Origin of the sequence: Enterococcus sp. AZ088 (genome assembly GCF_051714845.1) — a bacterium.
Classification (GTDB): Bacteria; Bacillota; Bacilli; order Lactobacillales; family Enterococcaceae; genus Enterococcus; species Enterococcus faecalis.
Genome location: NZ_JBIOSQ010000001.1, coordinates 692323 through 712304, shown reverse-complemented (window position 1 = coordinate 712304; position 19982 = coordinate 692323). Strand labels below are relative to the sequence as shown.

Annotated in this window: 20 protein-coding genes and 1 riboswitch; of the genes, 9 read left to right on the top strand and 11 right to left on the bottom strand. The window is 38.3% G+C overall.

Features of this window, described 5'->3' with window-relative positions; translation table 11 throughout:
- Positions 1–37: 37 nt before the first annotated feature.
- Genes IGL17_RS03440 through bopD form a run of 4 tightly spaced genes read left to right on the top strand, consistent with a single transcriptional unit; the run spans position 38 to position 5024 of the window.
- Positions 38–2332 (top strand): glycoside hydrolase family 65 protein, encoded by a 2295-nt coding sequence (locus IGL17_RS03440; RefSeq protein ID WP_025193353.1) that lies wholly within the window; start codon positions 38–40, stop codon positions 2330–2332.
- Positions 2325–2993 carry a beta-phosphoglucomutase gene (pgmB, locus tag IGL17_RS03435; protein WP_016617973.1) on the top strand — a complete coding sequence of 223 codons (669 nt, stop codon included), beginning with the start codon at positions 2325–2327 and terminating at the stop codon, positions 2991–2993. Before IGL17_RS03440 ends, pgmB begins: the two co-directional genes overlap by 8 nt.
- Positions 2983–3990 (top strand): aldose epimerase family protein, encoded by a 1008-nt coding sequence (locus tag IGL17_RS03430; RefSeq protein ID WP_016617972.1) that lies wholly within the window; start codon positions 2983–2985, stop codon positions 3988–3990. The genes pgmB and IGL17_RS03430 overlap by 11 nt, the downstream gene beginning before the upstream one ends.
- 23 nt (positions 3991–4013) lie before the next feature.
- Positions 4014–5024, top strand: coding sequence for a LacI family transcriptional regulator BopD (gene bopD, locus IGL17_RS03425; protein ID WP_002358859.1), 1011 nt, complete (start codon positions 4014–4016; stop codon positions 5022–5024).
- A 73-nt stretch (positions 5025–5097) separates the two neighbouring features.
- Here the strand turns inward: bopD and IGL17_RS03420 are convergent, their stop codons facing one another.
- From IGL17_RS03420 to IGL17_RS03400, 5 genes are all read right to left on the bottom strand, one after another.
- The gene (locus tag IGL17_RS03420) at positions 5098–5307 is read right to left on the bottom strand and encodes a hypothetical protein (protein ID WP_002355840.1); all 210 of its coding nucleotides are present in this window, start codon (positions 5305–5307) and stop codon (positions 5098–5100) included.
- 169 nt (positions 5308–5476) lie between these two features.
- On the bottom strand, positions 5477–5998 hold the full coding sequence (locus IGL17_RS03415) for a GNAT family N-acetyltransferase (RefSeq protein ID WP_002366315.1): 522 nt from the start codon (positions 5996–5998) through the stop codon (positions 5477–5479).
- Positions 5991–6485: a tRNA (adenosine(37)-N6)-threonylcarbamoyltransferase complex ATPase subunit type 1 TsaE gene (gene tsaE / locus IGL17_RS03410; RefSeq protein WP_016617971.1), complete on the bottom strand. Its 495-nt coding sequence runs from the start codon at positions 6483–6485 to the stop codon at positions 5991–5993. Before tsaE ends, IGL17_RS03415 begins: the two co-directional genes overlap by 8 nt.
- 141 nt (positions 6486–6626) lie before the next feature.
- Complete coding sequence (pta, locus tag IGL17_RS03405) at positions 6627–7610, bottom strand: phosphate acetyltransferase (protein WP_002355836.1); 984 nt, start codon at positions 7608–7610, stop codon at positions 6627–6629.
- A 155-nt stretch (positions 7611–7765) separates the two neighbouring features.
- Positions 7766–8446, bottom strand: a complete 681-nt coding sequence (locus IGL17_RS03400) for a uracil-DNA glycosylase (RefSeq protein WP_002363309.1) — start codon at positions 8444–8446, stop codon at positions 7766–7768.
- Positions 8447–8579: 133 nt separating this feature from the next.
- Here IGL17_RS03400 and IGL17_RS03395 point away from each other — a divergent pair, with 133 nt between their 5' ends.
- Together IGL17_RS03395 and IGL17_RS03390 are read left to right on the top strand one after the other, a co-directional pair.
- The gene (locus IGL17_RS03395; protein WP_010826433.1) at positions 8580–9449 is read left to right on the top strand and encodes a Cof-type HAD-IIB family hydrolase; all 870 of its coding nucleotides are present in this window, start codon (positions 8580–8582) and stop codon (positions 9447–9449) included.
- A gap of 51 nt (positions 9450–9500) precedes the next feature.
- Positions 9501–10025, top strand: a complete 525-nt coding sequence (locus IGL17_RS03390; protein ID WP_002355833.1) for an LURP-one-related/scramblase family protein — start codon at positions 9501–9503, stop codon at positions 10023–10025.
- A 184-nt stretch (positions 10026–10209) separates the two neighbouring features.
- Here the strand turns inward: IGL17_RS03390 and IGL17_RS03385 are convergent, their stop codons facing one another.
- The 3 genes from IGL17_RS03385 to IGL17_RS03375 form a co-directional block, all read right to left on the bottom strand.
- On the bottom strand, positions 10210–10773 hold the full coding sequence (locus IGL17_RS03385; RefSeq protein WP_016617970.1) for a GNAT family N-acetyltransferase: 564 nt from the start codon (positions 10771–10773) through the stop codon (positions 10210–10212).
- A gap of 96 nt (positions 10774–10869) precedes the next feature.
- The gene (locus IGL17_RS03380) at positions 10870–12090 is read right to left on the bottom strand and encodes a 3D domain-containing protein (protein ID WP_002385067.1); all 1221 of its coding nucleotides are present in this window, start codon (positions 12088–12090) and stop codon (positions 10870–10872) included.
- A gap of 248 nt (positions 12091–12338) precedes the next feature.
- Positions 12339–13106, bottom strand: coding sequence for a putative ABC transporter permease (locus tag IGL17_RS03375; protein ID WP_025193352.1), 768 nt, complete (start codon positions 13104–13106; stop codon positions 12339–12341).
- A 125-nt stretch (positions 13107–13231) separates the two neighbouring features.
- Between IGL17_RS03375 and IGL17_RS03370 the strand changes: the two genes are divergently transcribed.
- Positions 13232–14959: an ABC transporter ATP-binding protein gene (locus IGL17_RS03370; protein WP_002364705.1), complete on the top strand. Its 1728-nt coding sequence runs from the start codon at positions 13232–13234 to the stop codon at positions 14957–14959.
- Complete coding sequence (locus IGL17_RS03365) at positions 14949–16715, top strand: ABC transporter ATP-binding protein (RefSeq protein WP_002355825.1); 1767 nt, start codon at positions 14949–14951, stop codon at positions 16713–16715. The genes IGL17_RS03370 and IGL17_RS03365 overlap by 11 nt, the downstream gene beginning before the upstream one ends.
- A gap of 51 nt (positions 16716–16766) precedes the next feature.
- On the opposite strand, the gene IGL17_RS03360 is transcribed toward IGL17_RS03365, so the two are convergent.
- Together IGL17_RS03360 and mgsA are read right to left on the bottom strand one after the other, a co-directional pair.
- Positions 16767–17315, bottom strand: coding sequence for a folate family ECF transporter S component (locus IGL17_RS03360; protein WP_002385065.1), 549 nt, complete (start codon positions 17313–17315; stop codon positions 16767–16769).
- Between the two features lie 30 nt (positions 17316–17345).
- Positions 17346–17513: riboswitch (THF riboswitch) on the bottom strand.
- Between the two features lie 66 nt (positions 17514–17579).
- Positions 17580–18002: a methylglyoxal synthase gene (gene mgsA, locus IGL17_RS03355; protein ID WP_002355823.1), complete on the bottom strand. Its 423-nt coding sequence runs from the start codon at positions 18000–18002 to the stop codon at positions 17580–17582.
- Positions 18003–18187: 185 nt separating this feature from the next.
- Between mgsA and IGL17_RS03350 the strand changes: the two genes are divergently transcribed.
- Positions 18188–19291 (top strand): ABC transporter ATP-binding protein, encoded by a 1104-nt coding sequence (locus IGL17_RS03350; RefSeq protein WP_002355822.1) that lies wholly within the window; start codon positions 18188–18190, stop codon positions 19289–19291.
- A 50-nt stretch (positions 19292–19341) separates the two neighbouring features.
- Here IGL17_RS03350 and IGL17_RS03345 read toward each other — a convergent pair whose 3' ends face one another.
- Positions 19342–19959 carry a hypothetical protein gene (locus tag IGL17_RS03345; RefSeq protein WP_002355821.1) on the bottom strand — a complete coding sequence of 206 codons (618 nt, stop codon included), beginning with the start codon at positions 19957–19959 and terminating at the stop codon, positions 19342–19344.
- Positions 19960–19982 lie beyond the last annotated feature (23 nt).

Genomic DNA, 19982 nt, shown 5'->3' with positions numbered 1-19982 from the left:
GATAGACCTATCAATAAAATCACTGAGGGGGATTCTCATGAAACAAATCAAACGTTTATTCCAAATTGATCCTTGGAAAATCCGTACTACACACTTAGATAAAGAAAATTTACGTTTACAAGAATCATTAACGAGCATTGGCAATGGCTATATGGGGATGCGGGGAAATTTTGAAGAACACTATTCTGGCGACCACCATCAAGGAACCTATTTAGCAGGTGTTTGGTATCCAGACAAAACACGTGTTGGTTGGTGGAAAAATGGTTATCCTGAATATTTTGGCAAAGTGATTAACGCAATTAATTTCATCGCAATGGACTTACAAATTGATGGACAAACAATTGATTTAGCCACTACACCTTACGAAGATTTTTCTTTAGAATTAGACATGCAAAATGGGGTCCTTTCTCGGCAATTCACCATCCAAACACCGAAGAACAAAGTGCGCTTCTCTTTTGAACGTTTTTTAAGCTTAGAAAAAAAAGAAGCGGCTTACATCCACTTAACAATTGAAATGCTGGAAGGTACAGGCACAATCACTCTTCACTCAAAATTGGATGGCGATGTTCAAAATGAAGACAGCAATTATGAAGAACATTTTTGGGAAGAAATAGCTATTGAAACACAAGAAACACTTGGCTTTGTTACAACTAAGACCATTCCTAACAACTTTGAAATAGAGCGTTTTACAGTGACTGCAGGCATGCGCCATTTCATCGATGGAGCCGCTGTTGTGCCTACATATACACAACAGCCCTTGGCCTTAACCGCAGAATTGACAGTGTCTTTAAACGAAGGCGAAACGACCGCCATCACAAAAGAAGTGCTTGTCGTTACCAGTCGTGATGTGCCAGAAACGCAACAAATCACACGAGTAAACGAATTATTTGCAGAAATGACTACCTTGTACCCTGAAGCAAAAGCTGGGCAAGCTGCCGCTTGGGCAAAACGTTGGCAATTAGCTGATGTTGTTATTGAAGGAGATGATGAAGCCCAACAAGGCATTCGTTTTAATCTTTTCCAACTTTTCTCAACCTACTATGGCGAAGACGATCGTTTAAATATCGGACCAAAAGGCTTTACTGGCGAAAAATATGGTGGTGCCACATATTGGGATACTGAAGCATATGCTGTCCCACTTTACTTGGCGTTGGCTAAGCCCGAAGTTACTAAAAATCTACTGAAATATCGCCACAATCAATTGCCTCAAGCCATTCATAATGCCCAACAACAAGGGTTAAAGGGTGCGCTTTACCCAATGGTTACTTTTACTGGTGTCGAATGTCATAATGAGTGGGAAATCACTTTTGAAGAGATTCACAGAAATGGTGCGATTGCTTATGCGATTTATAATTATGTCAACTATACAGGAGACGAAGATTATCTAAAAGATGCTGGTCTAGAAGTACTTGTGGCAATCGCTCGTTTTTGGGCAGATCGGGTCCACTTCTCCCAACGTCATAAACAATATATGATTCATGGCGTAACGGGGCCAAATGAATATGAAAATAATATCAACAATAACTGGTATACCAATACCATCGCTGCGTGGGTTCTACGTTACACCCGTGAGTCTTATTTAAAATTCCAAGAAGAAACAACGCTCAAAATTGCAGACGACGAATTAGCTAAATGGGCAGACATTGTAGAAAATATGTACTTCCCAGTGGATAACGAATTAGGCATTTTTGTACAACATGACACTTTCTTAGATAAAGATTTAATGCCAGTTTCTGATTTACCACTTAGTGAGCTGCCTTTAAATCAACATTGGTCATGGGATAAAATTTTGCGGTCTTGTTTCATTAAACAAGCCGATGTTCTTCAAGGAATTTATTTCTTCAATGATGCCTTTTCTTTAGAAGAAAAACGCCGGAACTTTAATTTTTACGAACCAATGACTGTCCATGAATCTTCCCTTTCACCAAGCATTCATGCTGTGTTAGCTGCTGAATTAGGCATGGAAGAAAAAGCAGTGGAAATGTATCAACGAACAGCGCGCCTTGACTTAGATAATTACAATAATGATACAGAAGATGGCTTACACATTACCTCAATGACTGGTAGTTGGCTAGCGATTGTTCAAGGTTTTGCCCAAATGAAAACGGACCATCAGCAACTAAAATTTGCACCCTTTTTACCAGCGACATGGACAGCCTACTCATTCCACATTAATTATCGGAATCGTTTACTATTTGTTGAAGTTGCAGCAGACCAAGTGGCCTTCACTTTACTCGACGGCCCTGCAATTCCATTAACTGTTTACAATCAAGAATACACATTAAAAGATCGATTAGTTTTACCGATCAGAAAGGAAGAAGTTCATGTTTAAAGGCGTTTTGTTTGATTTAGATGGCGTTATTACTGATACAGCAGAATTTCATTACCACGCTTGGAAAAAATTAGGGAACGAAATTGGAATTTCCATTGACCGTGTTTTCAACGAACAATTGAAAGGTGTAAGCCGTGAAGATTCTCTGCAGTTACTGTTAAAATACGGAAAAAAAGAAGGCACGTTTTCTTCTGAAGAATTTGCCCAGTTAGCGCAACGGAAAAACGATTATTACTTGGAAATGATCCAAGCGATTACACCTGAAGATGTCTACCCAGGAATTCTTTCTTTATTAACGGAATTACGTGAAGCCAATATTAAAATCGCCTTGGCTTCTGCAAGTAAAAATGGGCCTTTCCTTTTAGAAAAAATGCAATTGACGCCCCTTTTTGATGCCATTGCTAATCCAGCAGACGTTCAGGCAGGCAAACCCGCTCCAGATATTTTCATTTTAGCTGCGAAAGAAATTGATTTGACACCAGCAGAATGTCTTGGCATTGAAGATGCCAAAGCTGGGATTCAAGCGATTCTTGCTAGCGGAGCGCAACCTGTTGGCGTTGGCCGCAAAGAAGAGTTAGGCGAAGGGGTGCCCATCGTGCCAGAGACGAGCGCTTTAACGTTTGATTACTTAAAAAAAGTGTGGCTTGATCATGAAGGATAATCGTATCACCGTAACCGATATTCCAAACACAAACTTAAAAAAAATTACTTTGAAGAACGACTTTTTAGAAGTCGTTCTTCTCAATTATGGCGCGCGCCTCCATCAACTTTTGATGCCAAACAAAAATAATCATTGGGAAAATATCCTTTTATCGTATGATTCTTATCAAGATGTATTAAAGGATCAAAGCTTTTTTGGCGCCACTGTTGGACCAGTTGCTGGACGCATTCGTAATGGCCATTGGCAAAATGGAATATTAGAACAAAACAGCGACGGTCATCATCTCCATGGGGGCTCAAAGGGGTGGTCTTTTCAATATTGGACAGTCGAGCCCTTTGAAAAAAAGGATATCATTGGCGTTGTCTTTCATTTAACCGACACCCTTTCTGGCTATCCCGGACCAATTGAGGCCACCATAACCTATCAGCTAGAGGATAATCAATTACGAATGATCAGTACTGGACGGAGTAAACAGGAAACACTTTTTAATCCTACAAACCACGCCTACTTTAATTTATCTGGCGATGGAAAGTTAGACATTCTGTCACATTTGCTATCTTTGAACTGTCAAGGTATGTTAGAATTAGACGATAATAAGCTGCCTACTGGACGGATTTTACCAGCTTCTGAACTATCCATACGTTTTAATGAACTGACACCTATCGAAACAATCCTCCAACGCTATCCAACTGGGTTAGATGATGTTTTCCCCTTAGTTGGCTCTGACTTAAGACAGCCACAATTATGCTTACAAGAGCCTACTTCTGGAAGAAAAATGACGATAGCAACAACGAACCAAAGTATGGTATTATTTTCTACGACTGGTTTTGAGGCTCCATTTTCTATTAATGGACAAACGATGCATTCAAACTATGGCTTAGCAATTGAACCACAAGAGTATCCAGACATTGTTCATCATCTTCAGTGGGGCTCTATTTTATTACCAGCTAATAAAAAGCAAACCTACCAAACGGTTTATCAATTTAACCTTCTATAATCACTAAGAAAGGCGTGGCAAAAATGGCAATTACAGTAAAAGATGTCGCTAAGAAAGCGGGGGTTGCAACTTCAACCGTTTCGCGTGTCATTAACGATCATCCAAGTATTTCTGAATCGACAAAAAAGAAAGTGCGAAAAGTCATGGATGACTTAGGCTATGTGCCAAATATGACGGCACGGAATTTGGGTAAACGAATTTCAAGTGCCATTGGCGTAATTTTACCTCCTTTAGATTCGAAAGAACGGTTAGGGAATCCATTTTATTTAGAAATTATGGAAGCCATCAACGAGGAAGCCCGTCTTTATGATATGACTACTGCTATTGCAACTGCCAAAAGTTTTGATGTACTATTGGAAAACGTTAAAAGAATGCATCTTCAAAAACAAGTGGACGGTTTTATTCTTGTGTATTCAGATAGTAAGGACCCCGTCATTGATTACTTATATGAAAACAACATTCCCTTTACTTTAATTGGTCAACCTTACCAACATGAAACGGAAATAGTTTACGTGGATAATGATAATCAATTATTAGGGAAACAAGCGACGGAATTTTTAATTGAAAACGGCCATAAAAATATTTTATTTGTGACCAATACAACGCATGAAAGTTTGTACTTTGAACGTTACTTTGGTTATCAAAAAGCAATGATGATGCAAGGATTAACTGTTTTACCAAGCGTTGCGTTAGAAAAACCTGAAGATTACATGGCTTTTGATGACATTCTTCATCAAAATAATGCCACGGCGTTGGTGGTGATTGATGATATCTTTGCTTTGCGGACGATGCAACTTGCGCAAATCTATGGTTATCAAGTTCCTGAAACGTTATCCATTATTAGTTTTAACAACTCAATCTTTTCAACATTGACACATCCTTATCTAACAAGTATTGACATCGACACGTCAGAATTAGGTCGAATGGCGATGAAAAAATTATATGAATTAATCCACGAAGAATTGACGAATGGTGTCCGTCTCGTTATTCCTCACAAATTAATTAAGCGTGAAACAGTTATTCCTATTCATTAAAAAAGAAGCATAAGCAGTTTGACACTGCTTATGCTTCTTTCTATGTGTACGCTCTTATTCGTATGTATTACTTTTATAAAATAACTTTTTGCGAAATTTTTTTCCAAAACGTTTCTTCTTTTGCATCAAATTGAGCTGGTTCCCCGTCAGACAATTTTTCATTTAATAATGATAATTTTTCTTGATGTTTTGCATACTCATCTTTTTTTATTAGCTCTAAACGATACGCACGATCCAAGATCGACTCTCGATAGTTAACATTCATTTTCGTTGCCTTCGCCATTTCTTACATTCCTTCCCAAAATAAATTTTCATTTTTTCGTTAAATTCTTCTATAATTATAACAAAAATATCAGAAAAATAAATATGAAACAAACGATAATTGCGAAAATTTTGTTTTTTCATGCAATTATCGTTCGATTATTTAAGAAATTAAAATTATTAACCAATAATTAATCAATCAGCAAACGCATTAAATGAACATCTAAAAATTCACCTTGGTCTGTTTTGGCACCCCGAGGCATAATTGCCTCTGTTTCAAACCCTAATTTTTTATAGACATGAATCGCTCGTTGATTGCGATCCTGTACCGTTAATTCCAAGCGACGAATAACATGACTTTCATGCGCCCAGCGAATAAGTTCTTCCATTAGGATACTGCCTAGTCCATAGCCCCAGTATTCTTTTAAAATACTAATGCCGATTTCACCAATATGCTCCATCCGCTTTTTAGAAGAAGCAGACACAGATGCGGTCCCAATGATCGCTTCTCCCGCTAATGCCACCAATAAAACATTATTTGGCGATTCATAGAGTGTTGCTAGATTTTCAGCCAATTCTGTTGTCGACATGGCCATTCCTCGCTCATCCATTACCAAATAGGGCGTTTCACTCCCAATTTTTGACATCACAGATAGTAATTGATCCGCATCAGTAGGCACTGCTTCTCGAATAGAAAATGTTTGTTCAGTCATATTCGCGAGCCTCCCACGCTTGTAAAATCTCTGCTATTCTTTCTTCTGCCAATGGACCAGTTCCACGGAATTCAAGAACTCTCTTGTCAGCTTCTTGAGAATCTTTATTTAAAATAATTTCTAAATAATCTTCTGGCAATTCTTCTTCAATCAAGCTGCCCCATTCTACAACGGATAGCCCATCTCCTTCAAAATACTCATCTAACCCTAATTCATCCGCACCCTCTTCAACACGATAGACATCCATATGGTATAACGGAAGTCGTCCTTGTGGATATTCGCGGATAATCGTATAGGTGGGACTTTTAATCATTTGGGAAATGCCTAATCCTAAAGCAATCCCTTTCGTCATTGTCGTCTTACCGGCCCCTAAATCACCAGTCAGGACAATTACATCACCAGCTTGTGCCTTTTGTCCAATGATTTTAGCAATTGCTTCTGTTTCCAATAGATTGTTCAGGACAATGTTCATTTTTTTGCCTCCCATCTGCAAGAATCTATGTATGAAAGTATACCGAAAATTCAATAAGTTGACTAGTAGCAGCTTCAAAAAAATAAAGTTGAGGCCCAAGTGTCCTGGGAACCTCAACTTCTACTTTGCTTATTTATCATGCTTCGACATAGTTAATTAGTCGTTCATTAATGTTTGAGCAGCTGTAATGATTGATAATTTATAAACATCTTCTTCGTTTGCACCACGTGATAAGTCAGAAACTGGTTTGTTCAATCCTTGTAAGATTGGGCCAATTGCTTCAAAGTTACCTAAACGTTGAGCAATTTTGTAGCCAATATTTCCTGATTGTAAATCTGGGAATACAAAGACTGTTGCTTCTCCAGCAACTTTTGAGTTAGGCGCTTTTAATTGTGCGACAGAAGATACGTAAGAAGCATCAAATTGTAATTCACCATCAATCGCATATTCAGGTGCTAATTCTTGCGCAATTTTTGTAGCTTCAGCAACTTTTGTTACTTCTGGTGCTTTTGCAGAACCTTTTGTTGAAAAACTTAACAATGAAACTTTTGGTTCAATGTCAAATAATTCAGCTGTTTTGGCACTATCAACAGCAATTTCAGCTAATTCTTGTGCAGTTGGGTTCACGTTAATCGCGCAGTCTGAGAATAAATATCTTTCTTGGTCACGACCACGAATCATTAAGAAAGCACCACTTGTACGGCTCACGCCTGGTTTTGTTTTAATAATTTGTAACGCAGGACGAACTGTATCACCTGTTGAGTGGATAGCACCACTAACCATACCATCAGCAATACCCATGTAAGTTAACATAGTACCGAAATAGTTGACATCTTTTAAGATTTTTTCAGCATCTTCTTTAGTAGCTTTTCCATTACGGCGTTCAACAAATGCTTCGACCATTTCATCCCATTTTTCATAATCATTTGGATTGATAATAATAAAGTTTGATGTGTTGATTCCACGAGCCATAGCAGCATTTGCGATATCTGTTGGATCACCAATTAAGATTGGTTCTACTAATTCATCAGATTTTAAGCGGGCAGCAGCACCTAAGATTCTAGGATCTGTTGCTTCAGGGAAAACAATTTTGATATTACGGCGTACGACTTTAAATTTTAAGCTATCGAATAATTCCACGATAAACCCTCCAGTTTTATATTTACAAAATCCATCATACACTATTCTCAAAGAAAATAACAGTTTTTTCTAGCTGTATTAGTCAAAAAAACCAATAATCCGATAAACTTTTCACAAACTAACTCTTCTACACTATAACAGCTTGCACTGTTACATTACACTGTTTCAGGAAGTTGCCAATCAATCGGCGTTTCCCCTAAACGTTCTAGAGCGGCATTCGCTTGAGAAAACGGACGTGAGCCAAAAAAACCACGATGCGCTGACAATGGACTTGGATGTGGCGATTTGATAATCACATGCCGAGTCGTATCAATCATTTTAATTTTTTCTTGAGCTGGACGTCCCCATAAAATGAAAACAACGGGTTTTTCACGCTCATTCAACTTTTCGATAATGACATCTGTCAGTTGCTCCCACCCTTTGCCTCGATGGGAATAGGCTTGACCTGCCCGAACGGTCAACACAGTATTTAATAATAACACGCCTTGTTTGGCCCAGCTTTCTAAAAAGCCATGGTTGACGGGTTGGTACCCTAAATCAGCTTGTAATTCTTTGTAAATATTCGCAAGAGATGGCGGCACTTTCACACCTGGCTGGACAGAGAAACTTAGTCCGTGTGCTTGATTGGGTCCATGATATGGGTCTTGTCCCAAAATTACTACTTTTACTTCTTCAAAAGGGGTTAGTTCTAACGCTGAAAATAAATGATACATATCTGGATAAATCGTTTGTGTCTGATATTCTTTTTTCAAAAATTCCCGCAATTCTTGATAATACGGTTTTTCAAATTCAGCAGATAAAACAGTTTGCCAACTATTGTGAATAATTTCTTTCATAATGCTCACTCCTTCGCTCTCTAAGCATAACGAATTTCTCCAAACCTGACAAGAAATTTCTGGGTACTTTCTCTTGGAAAAACGTGGTAAACTATAGGTAAGCTTTAAATAGATAATGAGGTGTAGAGAATCGATGATTAAATTAATTGCTTCAGATATGGATGGAACACTTTTAGATGCAAAAATGAGCATCACAAATGATAACGCTTCAGCAATTCGCGAAGCGGAACGTTTAGGAATCGAATTTATGGTTGCTACTGGCCGCGCATATACCGAAGCGAAGCCCGCGTTAGAAGAAGCTGGAATTGACTGCGCCATGATTACTTTAAACGGCGCCCAAGTGTTCGACAAAGATGGACACTCACTTTTCACGGCTGGGATCGAAAAAGAAACAGTAACAGAAGTACTAACTATTTTGAGTCAACACAATGTTTACTATGAAATCTCTACAAATAAAGGTATTTTTTCTGAACATCAAGAAAAAAGAATTGAAAACTTTGCCGCTCATATTGCAGAATCCATGCCCCATTTAACTTATAAAGTGGCGATTGCCATGGCTTCAGCACACCTATCTTTATTGCATATTACCTATGTTGATCGTTTAGACGACATTTTAAAAGATGACTCGATTGAAGTCCTTAAAATTATTGGCTTCAGTATGAATGGGCCGAAAGTATTAGGTCCTGCTGGGATGGAAGTAGAAGAACTAGATGACTTGGTTGTTACCTCTTCTGCGCTTAATAATATTGAAATTAACCACCGCCTAGCACAAAAAGGGATTGCGGTTGCGCGCGTCGCTAAAGAACGTGGGATTCCCGCTGAACAAGTCATGACTATTGGTGATAATTTAAATGACGTCAGCATGATTCAATGGGCCGGAGTAAGTTTTGCAATGGGCAATGCCGAACTGGAATTAAAAGAATATGCTAAATATGAAACAGCCACTAATTTAGAAAATGGTGTTGGCGAAGCCATCCTGCGTGCAATAAGAGAAGATTTGTAATAAGCACTACCAGTTACAGCACTCATTTATATATAGAAAGGAGATCGTGTCGTGTCTGAATTTTTTATTCAAGAACAACAGTTAGGAAAAGTTACGCGAACCATCGTGAAAGACCAAGCAGGCCGTTCACTTTTTCTATTGGTGGGGCGCTGGGGCACACGAGGAGATGCGCTTTCTTTATATGCAATGAACGGAGAAATTTTAGCCAGTATTAAACAAGTTTCTTGGACTTTTGGTACACGATTTGAGTTATATCAGCGTTTTGAAAAAGTGGGTACTCTACGAAAACTGTTCAATTTGAATGCTGATTTCTATTATGTTCAAGGCCTTCACTGGGCAGTTGTTGGTGATATCAAAGCGCATCAATATTCAATTTATCAAGTCCATAAAAAAATTATGTCAATGGATAAAACCATGCTTTGTACAGGCGACTATTTTGTTTTAACTGTTGCCAATGATGAGGACGCACCGTTGTGCATCTGTATAGCAGCTGTCCTTGACTACTGGTTATATAATAAGAAAAAACAAAAAACTTCCGATGATTTTGGATTAGATTTTGATCCTTTAACGGATTAATGAAAAATAGAGCCTGGGACAAAAATCACTTTGGATTTTTGTCCCAGGCTTAAAAATTGATAAACGGCGGGAACAGAAGCAACTCCTTCGGAAATAAGCCGAAATTATCCAAAAATTATAGAACAATTTTCGGAAATTCCTTCTTATTTCTCGGAGTTAAACGCTTCTGTCCCGACCTCTATTTTTACACTTCTTTTTGCATATGATTGTATAAGTGACCACTAATAGTCATTGTTGTGACATCTTTAAAGCCTTTGCTTGCGTATAACTTTCTCGCCCCTGGATTGTCAAAATCAACATTTAGACCCAAGGCTTGCTTCCCGCTAGCTTTAGCTACTTCAGGTAAAGCATCTAATAACTTAGAACCAATTCCCATTCCACGGAAACGTTCATCCACAGAAATCGTGTCTAAATACCATTCATTAGGCAAGGTTTCTTCTTCAATAAATAGCCGAACATCTTCTGCTAAGCCATGTTTTTTAAAGACTTCTCTTAAAGGTTCATCAATAATCTTTTCATCTTCTGCAGGATAGCCGACAGCAATCCCTGCAACTTCATCTGCATGTTCATAAACTAAAATTCGTTGATAGCCATAGCGATAGGTTGGATACGCCGTTGCCTCTGCTAACAGGTCAATCATTTGTTCTTCTGAGACTTCTTCTAAAATTGGTAACTCCATATCTTTTAAAATAACTAAGACCAGCCGAGCAATCGCTTGACCGTCTTCTTTTGTTGCCGAGCGAATCATTGTAATTCTCCTTTACATTTAACTAAAAAAGAACTGGCTACTATCATTACTGACTTAGCCAATTCCTTTTATCTTGTCTTTAGTATAACAAATTTATTATTGAATTTCTACTGTAACCTGACGTCGTCCCCAAAGACGGCATTGGTCTACTGAATCAAAATGAACATCAATAATATTTCCTTGAATAGCGCCACCTGTATCTCCAGCAATAGCAAAGCCATAACCAGAGACTTTCACTAATGAACCTAGAGGAATTACACTTGGATCGACTGCAACTACATTGCTTTCTTTACTTAAGTCAATACCAGTAGCACTTAGATTACTTGCACCAGCTTCGCGCCAAGAATAAGCAGTTGATTCCATCTGAAGCACACGACCAGAGCCAGTTCCTGGTGTTGATGATTCGCCTGTCGATGATTCTGGCGTTGATGACGATTCGGATGAACTAGCAGAACTTGAAGATTCAGTGCTACTGCTTTCCGTACTTGTAGAAGAGCTTGATGCTTGACTGCTTGACTCTTCAGCAGCTTCGGCTTCTAGTTTAGCCGCCGCATCTGCTTGCGCTTGTTTGTCGGCAGCTGCTTGTTTCTTCGCTGCTTCTGCTTTTGCAGTTTCTGCCGCACGTTTTTTCTGTGCCTCAGCTGCTGCTTTTTCGCTGACTAAGCGTTGTTGCTCTTTCTGTTTGTCTGTCGAAATTTGAGCCAATAATTCTTCATTATTCGCCATTTTTTCTTTTAACTCAGAGACTTTATTATTCATTGAAGAAGCTTCAACTTGTAATTTCTCTTCATTTTGTTTTAAAGTTGTTTGCGTATTTTCAACTTTTTCTTGTAATGCAGCTAACTTTTCTTTTTCGCTAGTTAAGCTTTCAATCTTTTCCCGTTCAAAGTTTTGTAAAACGGTCATGGCGTAGGCCCGATTAAAGAAATCTGATAAATTTTCTGCATCTAATAAGGCTTGCCAAGTACGTTGGTCGCCATTTAATTGAATATCCTTCATACGATCGCCAACAGCTTCTTTACGACGAGAAATATTTTTTTCTGTTTTTTCTATTTCCTCTTTCGAAGTTTTCAACGTATCTTCCGCTTTTGAAATTTGCGTTTTTAAACGTTCGATTTCCGCATATTTAGCATTTACATCGTCTAAGGCTGAATTGATTTCTTTACTAATTAACTCCCCAGATTGTTTCGCTTGCGCTTCTTTTTCTTGCAATGAATCAAGTGATTCTGCTGCAGCAGCGACTGGAAGTCCAAAATTGATAAGCATCATTGTTGTTAAAAATGGTATCAACTTTTTAACCTTCACTAAATCCAACACCTTTCCTAACTTATCTAAAACACCTACTCATTATACTAGTCAGGAGGGCTTGTTTTATTTCAATAATGTTACAATTTATTACAATTTAAATGCAACTCTTTTTTTATCCTGCGTTTATTCATTAGTCCATTTCTATCTAAATTCTTTAAGAATTTCTTAAGACGGCTTAAAAACTAGCTTTTGACGATTTTTCTTTTTTTCATCCCATTAGACCATTGATTGAAATATTTTGTAATATTTTTTGTTAATTATTGGCCCTTTTTCTTCAAATCTTCTAAGAGATGCCGAACTTCTTTGGAATTTTTAATGTTTTTTAAAGTTAGTTTTGGGTAATTGTTAATAAAACGACGTTGTTGGAAATTTAACCGATTTTGGAAATGCTCTTTTTTGGTTCGTTCTTTTAACTTCTGCCAATCAGCTGTAGCGATTTCCATTTTTGTGTTCAACCGTTGCTTAAATTCTTGTTGGTTCGTTTCCAACGTTTGGCCCATCTCGGTAATAAGTTTTTTGAAACCTTGCATGTTCAGCAACGTATAAATTAAGTCAAGCCCCATTACAATCACTATGCAAAGTGCTAAGTAGTTGCCAAAGGTTGCTTGTAAAAAGCTGACAACTTTGGCGATTTCTGGTTGAATAACTTTGACAATCAAGACACACCCCAATCCCCAAAAAAGAGAAACCGGTAAAGCCACGCGACCGTTTAAATTAAAAGGTACATCATGATAATCCCACCAAGAGGCATGGAACAGTTTTTCCAAGCCATAACTAGTGACATATTCTAAAATCGTCACTAAAACAGCCGATCCGACATACAATACCAAGAGATTGTTCTCAAAGGGTTCCACAAAATAGAGAACGCTTAAGACCCCAAATCCATAAATAGGACAATAAGGCCCTACCAAAAATCCTCGATAAATAAATTTTTTGGCTTTTAATGAACAATACACCGTTTCCCATAACCAGCCGATAAAGGAATAAATAAAAAATAACAAAATAACCTGACTCATTTTTTCCACGTTTCTGTCACACTCCACTTCTTTGCGCTTTTCTTCTATTTTAACAGAAGTTGAGAAAATGTAGCGAACAACTTTCTTTCATTGAAAGATTAGGCTACAATGAGAGCAGCAAAGGGAGGAATCTTATGTTTGGTTTATTGAAATACGCAAAAAATTATCGAAAACAAATTATCCTCGGTCCAGTCTTCAAATTTTTAGAAGCTTGTTTCGAGTTAGTCTTGCCCTTATTCATGGCTCACTTAGTCGATGTCGGTATTCGTCAAAACGACCGACAGACTGTCATAGAAATGGCCCTCTGGATGCTTGTTATGTCGTTAGTTGGTTTATTTTTTGTCATGATTTGTCAATACTATGCTTCAGTCGCTTCGCAAGGTTTTGGGACGGAGCTAAGAAATCAATTAATGAAGAAAATTAATCAGCTTTCACACAAAGAATTGAATAGTTTTGGTACAGATACCCTCATCACCCGGATCACAAACGATATCAACCAGCTTCAGTTGGCTTTAGCGATGTTTATTCGGTTGGTCATTCGGACACCTTTTTTAAGTATCGGTTCTGTGGTCATGGCTTTTTACATTGACGTGCAGATGGGTTTTCTTTTCCTATTACTTTTACCAATTTTTAGCCTTATTCTCTTTATTATCATTAAAGTGACTGTGCCTTTATATCAAAAAGTCCAAGAATATTTGGATCGGTTAAACCGTCAAATCAGTCAAAACTTAAGCGGTGTCCGTGTAATCCGTGCGTTTGCTAGAAAGGAAACAGAGCAACGACATGTTGATAAAGCTTCCGATGATTTAGGCGATATTTACATTCGCGTATCGAATGTCTCTGCTTTATTAACGCCTTTAACCACTTTGATTATGAATGTTGGAATTTTATTTTTACTTTATTTTAGTGGCTTAAAAGTTTCTTTTGGTTCCCTGCAACAAGGGGAAGTTTTAGCATTGATCAATTATATGAATCAAATGATGCTCGCTTTAATTGTTGCTTCTAATCTCGTGGTAATTTTTACGCGAGCTGCCGCTTCCGCAAACCGTGTCAATGAGGTTTTAACTGTAGAAAGTCAGTTAACAGATACACCAGAATCAGCAAAAACATCTCCACAATTTGGTGATATTACCTTTGACCATGTAGATTTTCGCTATGAACCAGAGGCCGGTTTGGCTTTGGAAAATATCAATTTTACGATTCCTAAAGGCTCAATTCTCGGCATCACGGGACCTACCGGCAGCGGGAAAAGTACCTTAACCCAACTCATTCCCAGATTTTATGATGTGAGTGCAGGAAACCTTTTTATTAATGGTGTAAATGTGCGCGATTGGCCGCTCTTTACTTTACGCCAACAAGTGGCAAGTGTCCCACAAACTGCCGTCTTATTTACAGGGACTATTCGAGAAAACTTACAATGGGGCAAACCAAATGCAACTGATGAAGACTGTTGGGAAGCATTAGCTATCGCCCAATGTAAAGAATTTGTTGAACAATTAGACCAAGGGTTAGACACGCCTGTTAACGAAGGCGGAAAAAACTTTTCTGGTGGACAAAGACAACGGTTGACCATTGCCCGTGCCTTGATTAGGAAACCGCATTTACTTATTTTAGATGATTCCTTGAGTGCCCTCGACTATCAAACAGATTTGAATCTGCGCCGTGCTTTACAAAAAGAACGAGCAGAGACAACCGTTATTTTAATTTCACAACGCGTGAGTTCGATTGCAACGGCGAATCAAATTTTAGTCCTAGATAGTGGAAAAGTCGCTGGCCTTGGCACCCACGAAGAATTACTTACTTCTTCTAAAGAGTATCAAGAAATCGTTGCGTCACAGGAGGAGGATACCCATGCAAACTAAAAAAATTCATTTTGGTGCCTTCTCACGTTTTAAGCCGTATTTACTACGCTATCCAAAAGAAATTATCGGCGCCTTAATCCTAGGAATTCTCAGTGGTTTTTCGACTGTCCTCATGACTTATTATATAGGTAAATCCGTTGATACAATGGTTGGTAAAGGACAAGTCAATGCTGCGCAACTCATCAAAATTTTAGGTTTATTAGCAGGAATTTTACTCGTAACCGTTCTAAGTCAATGGCTGATTCAACGTCTCGGTAATCGTGTGTCTTATTTATCGACCACACAGCTGAGAAAAGACGCCTTTGCCCATTTAAATCAATTACCGTTAAGTTATTATGACCAAACATCACACGGAAATATCGTCAGTCGCTTTACCAACGATATTGACAATATTTCAATGGCTTGCTCGGCTGTCTTCAACCAATTATTTTCCGGCATGGCCACCGTCGTTGTTGCTTTGCTCTTTATGATTCGGCTAAGTCCCCTGCTCACATTAGTGGTTCTTATCAGTACGCCGATTATTTTTATTGTAAACTGGCTTGTTGCAAAAGCTTCACAAAAAAACTTTGCTGCACAACAAACGATTGTTGGTGAAATTTCCGGCTTCGTTTCAGAAATGGTTGGCAACCAAAAAATTGTTAAAGCCTTTCAACAAGAACAAGCTACGCAAGAAACATTTGAAGCATTGAATCAAACGTTGTATGAAAAAGGACAGAAGGCTCAGTTTTCTTCCTCCTTAACCAACCCACTTTCTCGATTTATCGACCATTTATCTTACTTATCGATTGGATTAGTCGGTGGCTTGTTAGTTTTAAGTGGCAATCCTTTAGTCACAGTTGGTGTTATTTCCAGTTTCACCATTTACTCTAGTCAGTTTTCTAAACCTTTTATTGAACTCTCAGGAATCACCAACCAAATCCAAGCCGCCTTAGCTGGATTGGAACGTACTTTCGATATGATGGATCAACCAGTTGAACGTCCTGATGCCCCGAACGCAATTGTTTTGAAAGAAGCGCGAGGCCGTGTTGAATTTAAAGACGTTGATTTTTCTTACACGCCGACACGACCTTTAATCGAAAACTTTAATTTAATTGCTGAACCAGGAGAAACAATTGCCATTGTTGGGCGAACTGGTGCGGGTAAATCAACATTAGTGAATTTGTTAATGCGCTTTTACGAGGTCGACCGTGGCCAAATTACGGTTGATACTCACGACATTACTCAAATTACTCGGGATAGCTTACGAAAAAGTTTTGGTATGGTTCTCCAAGATACTTGGCTATTCGATAGCTCCATTCGGGAAAATTTAACGTACGGAAATCCTGAAGCCTCTGACGAAGAAATTATAGAAGCCATGAAAAAAGCCCATATTTTTGATTTCGTCATGCGTTTACCTCAAGGACTAGATACCGAGATTGGTTCCCAAGGCGTTAAAATTTCTGAAGGACAACGACAATTAATGACTATTGCACGCACGATGATTAGTAATCCGCCGATGCTTATTTTAGATGAAGCGACCAGTTCAGTTGATACATTGACCGAGCAAAAAATTCAGGATGCTTTTTTACAAATGATGACTGGCCGGACCAGTTTTGTTATTGCCCATCGCTTAGCAACAATCAAAAGTGCTGAAAAAATTCTAGTTATGGACAATGGTCAAGTAGTTGAAATTGGCACCCATGACGAATTATTGCAAAAAGAACAGGGTTATTATCGTGACCTTTACGAAGCACAGTTTAATCAAAAAGCACAATAAAAAAGAGTCACTTTTCTGGGATGATGAAAAGTGACTCTTTTAATTTTAAATTTATTGATCTAATTCAGATAATGGTTTTCCAAATAAACGTTTAAAGGGAATTTTATTGCCTAAATAATAAGTGGCAATTACTTGAATAGGAAAGAAAATAACTGTTTTAATTAAGCGTGGCACCCACCAAGCAAAATTTGCTAGATTGACGCCATACATTAAACTTAACCACAAAGGAGTTAAAATGATATTAATTAAAACGGTGACCAACAATGTCGCCAAAATCACTCGTTGCCATGTCATTTCTTTCTTATAATAGAAATAACCATAAATAGCACCAGCCAAAAAGGCATTTAAAGTAAACCCAGGAAAATAGCCTGCCTTTGGAAAAAGCAGCATTCCTACCACATCAGCCACCGCCGTGCCGATTCCAGCCCAAAAAGGTCCGAAAATCATCCCAATCAATGATTCTGGGATAAACGTGAAACTGATTTTTAAAAACGTTGTTTCATACGCAAAAAAGCGTGAAAAGACAACGACCACCGCAATGAGTACGCCCATTAACGCAATGGATTTTGTGCCAAATTTTTTCTTTGTCATTTTTAGCATCTCCTCTAAGAGCTGCTACATGACGAACCATGCAGCGAATGCGAAAACAAAACCGCGAACATTAAAAAGCTGAACGTGTTGTTCTGATGATAAGCAAAGTAAGAACCTTTGCTTTCTAGCAACACACTGTTTATGTTCTTCGTCCAAAAGGCAACATCCCATCCTTTTAGCACTTAACGCTTTGTCTCCTACTCTGTTATTTTATTTGGACAAAAGTCCTCATAAAATATACCACAAAATAGTCAAAATAACCATTAAGGTTCTCTAAAAAGCTAACGGTCGACGATCCCCTTCATGGATAACCTCACGGAAGTCCGCAAACCCCGCCTCGACACCTCTCAAAAGAATTTCAGCACTGCCGATATTGGTCGCTAAAGGAATTTCATAGACATCACTTAGACGAATCAAAGCCGTCACGTCTGGTTCATGCGGTTGTGCGGAAAGAGGATCTCTTAAAAAAATAACTAAATCAATGTTGTCTTCTGATATCATTGCGCCAATCTGTTGATCCCCACCTAATGGCCCCGATTTAAAGCAATGCACGGGTAAGCCAGTTGCTTCCATCACTTTCATGCCTGTCGTTCCCGTTGCATACAATTCATGTTTTTCTAAAATATGTTTATAAGCGGTTGCTAGTTTGATCATTAATGTTTTTTTACGATCATGAGCGATTAAAGCGATTTTCATGTTATCCAACTCCTGTCTTTGTTATATTATAACAAAAGTTTATCGATAAATCCGCTGAGAGTGTTTGCCCTTTGTCACCTTGACGAAAAAGTCTTCTTTTTCTTGTGCAACTCTCCCTTGCCGAAAGATAGCGTTTTCATTTAAACTATGAGTAACAAATCAAAAAGAAAAGAGTGACGTATCAAATGGTGGAAATGGCGCTTAGAAATGTGTATAAAAAATATGACAATGCAGAACATTATTCTGTTACAGATTTTAACTTAGAAATTACAGACCGTGAATTTATCGTCTTTGTCGGACCTTCTGGTTGCGGTAAATCAACAACATTGCGCATGATTGCTGGCTTAGAAGATATTACTGAAGGTGAATTATCAATTGGGGACAAAGTCATGAATGACGTTGCACCGAAAGATCGTGATATTGCCATGGTTTTCCAAAACTATGCGCTTTATCCGCATATGACTGTTTTTGATAACATGGCCTTTGGTTTAAAACTAAGAAAATATGATAAAGCTGAAATTAAAAAACGGGTGGAAAATGCTGCGGATATTCTGGGCTTAACAGAGTACTTACAACGTAAACCTGCGGCGCTTTCTGGTGGACAACGCCAACGTGTTGCACTTGGCCGGGCAATTGTCCGTGATGCCAAAGTCTTTTTAATGGATGAACCTTTATCAAACTTGGATGCAAAATTACGTGTAGCCATGCGTGCTGAAATCGCTAAACTACACCAACGTTTAGAAACTACGACAATTTATGTGACACATGACCAAACCGAAGCGATGACCATGGCTGACCGAATCGTAATTATGAAAGATGGCTTTATTCAACAAATTGGTTCACCAAAAGAAGTTTACAATACACCTAAAAATATGTTCGTAGCAGGGTTCATCGGCTCACCTGCCATGAATTTCTTCAAAGTTACCTTAAACAATGGGGTTATTTCTAACCAACATGGCTTAAAACTAGCAATTCCTGAAGGAAGAAACAAAGAGCTTGTTGAACATGGTTATGAAGGCAAAGAATTAATTTTCGGTATTCGTCCAGAAGATATTCATAGCGAACAAGTGGCTTTAACGGCAATGAAAGATGCGGTGATTAAATCTGAAGTCGTTGTTTCTGAATTATTAGGGGCTGAATCCATGCTTTATACAAAAATTGGTGATACAGAGTTTATCTCAAAAGTAGATGCTCGTGACTTCCACCATCCTGGTGAAATGATTGACTTAGCTTTTGATATTAACAAAGGACATTTCTTCGACCCTCAAACAGAAGAAGTCATTAAATAAAAAAATCTCGAGGCATCCGTCACAATGACGGATGCCTCGATTGTTTCTCTTTATGCTAATTTAACCTTCTTCTTTATCACTTTGGGTTGTTTCGCTTCTGTAAAAGTTGGAATATCTACATGTTTACTTAAGGTACTTGCTAAAAAGTAGGCAATACTGAAATCCACCAAACTATGAATTAATCCACCAACGCCCATCAAAAGAAAAATAGAATACATGAAGCCGGCTGTATAATAGGTTCCTGGCAAGTTGCCCATTGTGTAAAATACAGAAACAACCACTAGCTCGGCAGCGGAATGAATCACTCCAATTCCCACGTTAAACAACTGTAATTTCCCATTTAATAAAGTGAATTTCCCCTCTTTATTGATTAAAATTTCTGGATGCTTTTGTAAAATCACTGCGCCAATGACTGCAAAAATCAAATGAGATAAGGCCCGCAAAGCAATAATCGGTGTTGCGGATAAGAAAAAACCAAAACCTGTTCCTAGACTAACCGCAATTGCCACCACTGGAGAAATAAACATGGCAATAAAAACTGGGACGTGACTTGCTAACGTAAAACTGGCTGGACCAATGGTAATTCTTGGCATAACCATTGGAATGATAATCCCCATTGCAATTAAAAGTGCTGAAATTGTTAAACGTTTTACTGAGTTTGTTTTCATTAAAACTGCCTCCTGAAGGTGTC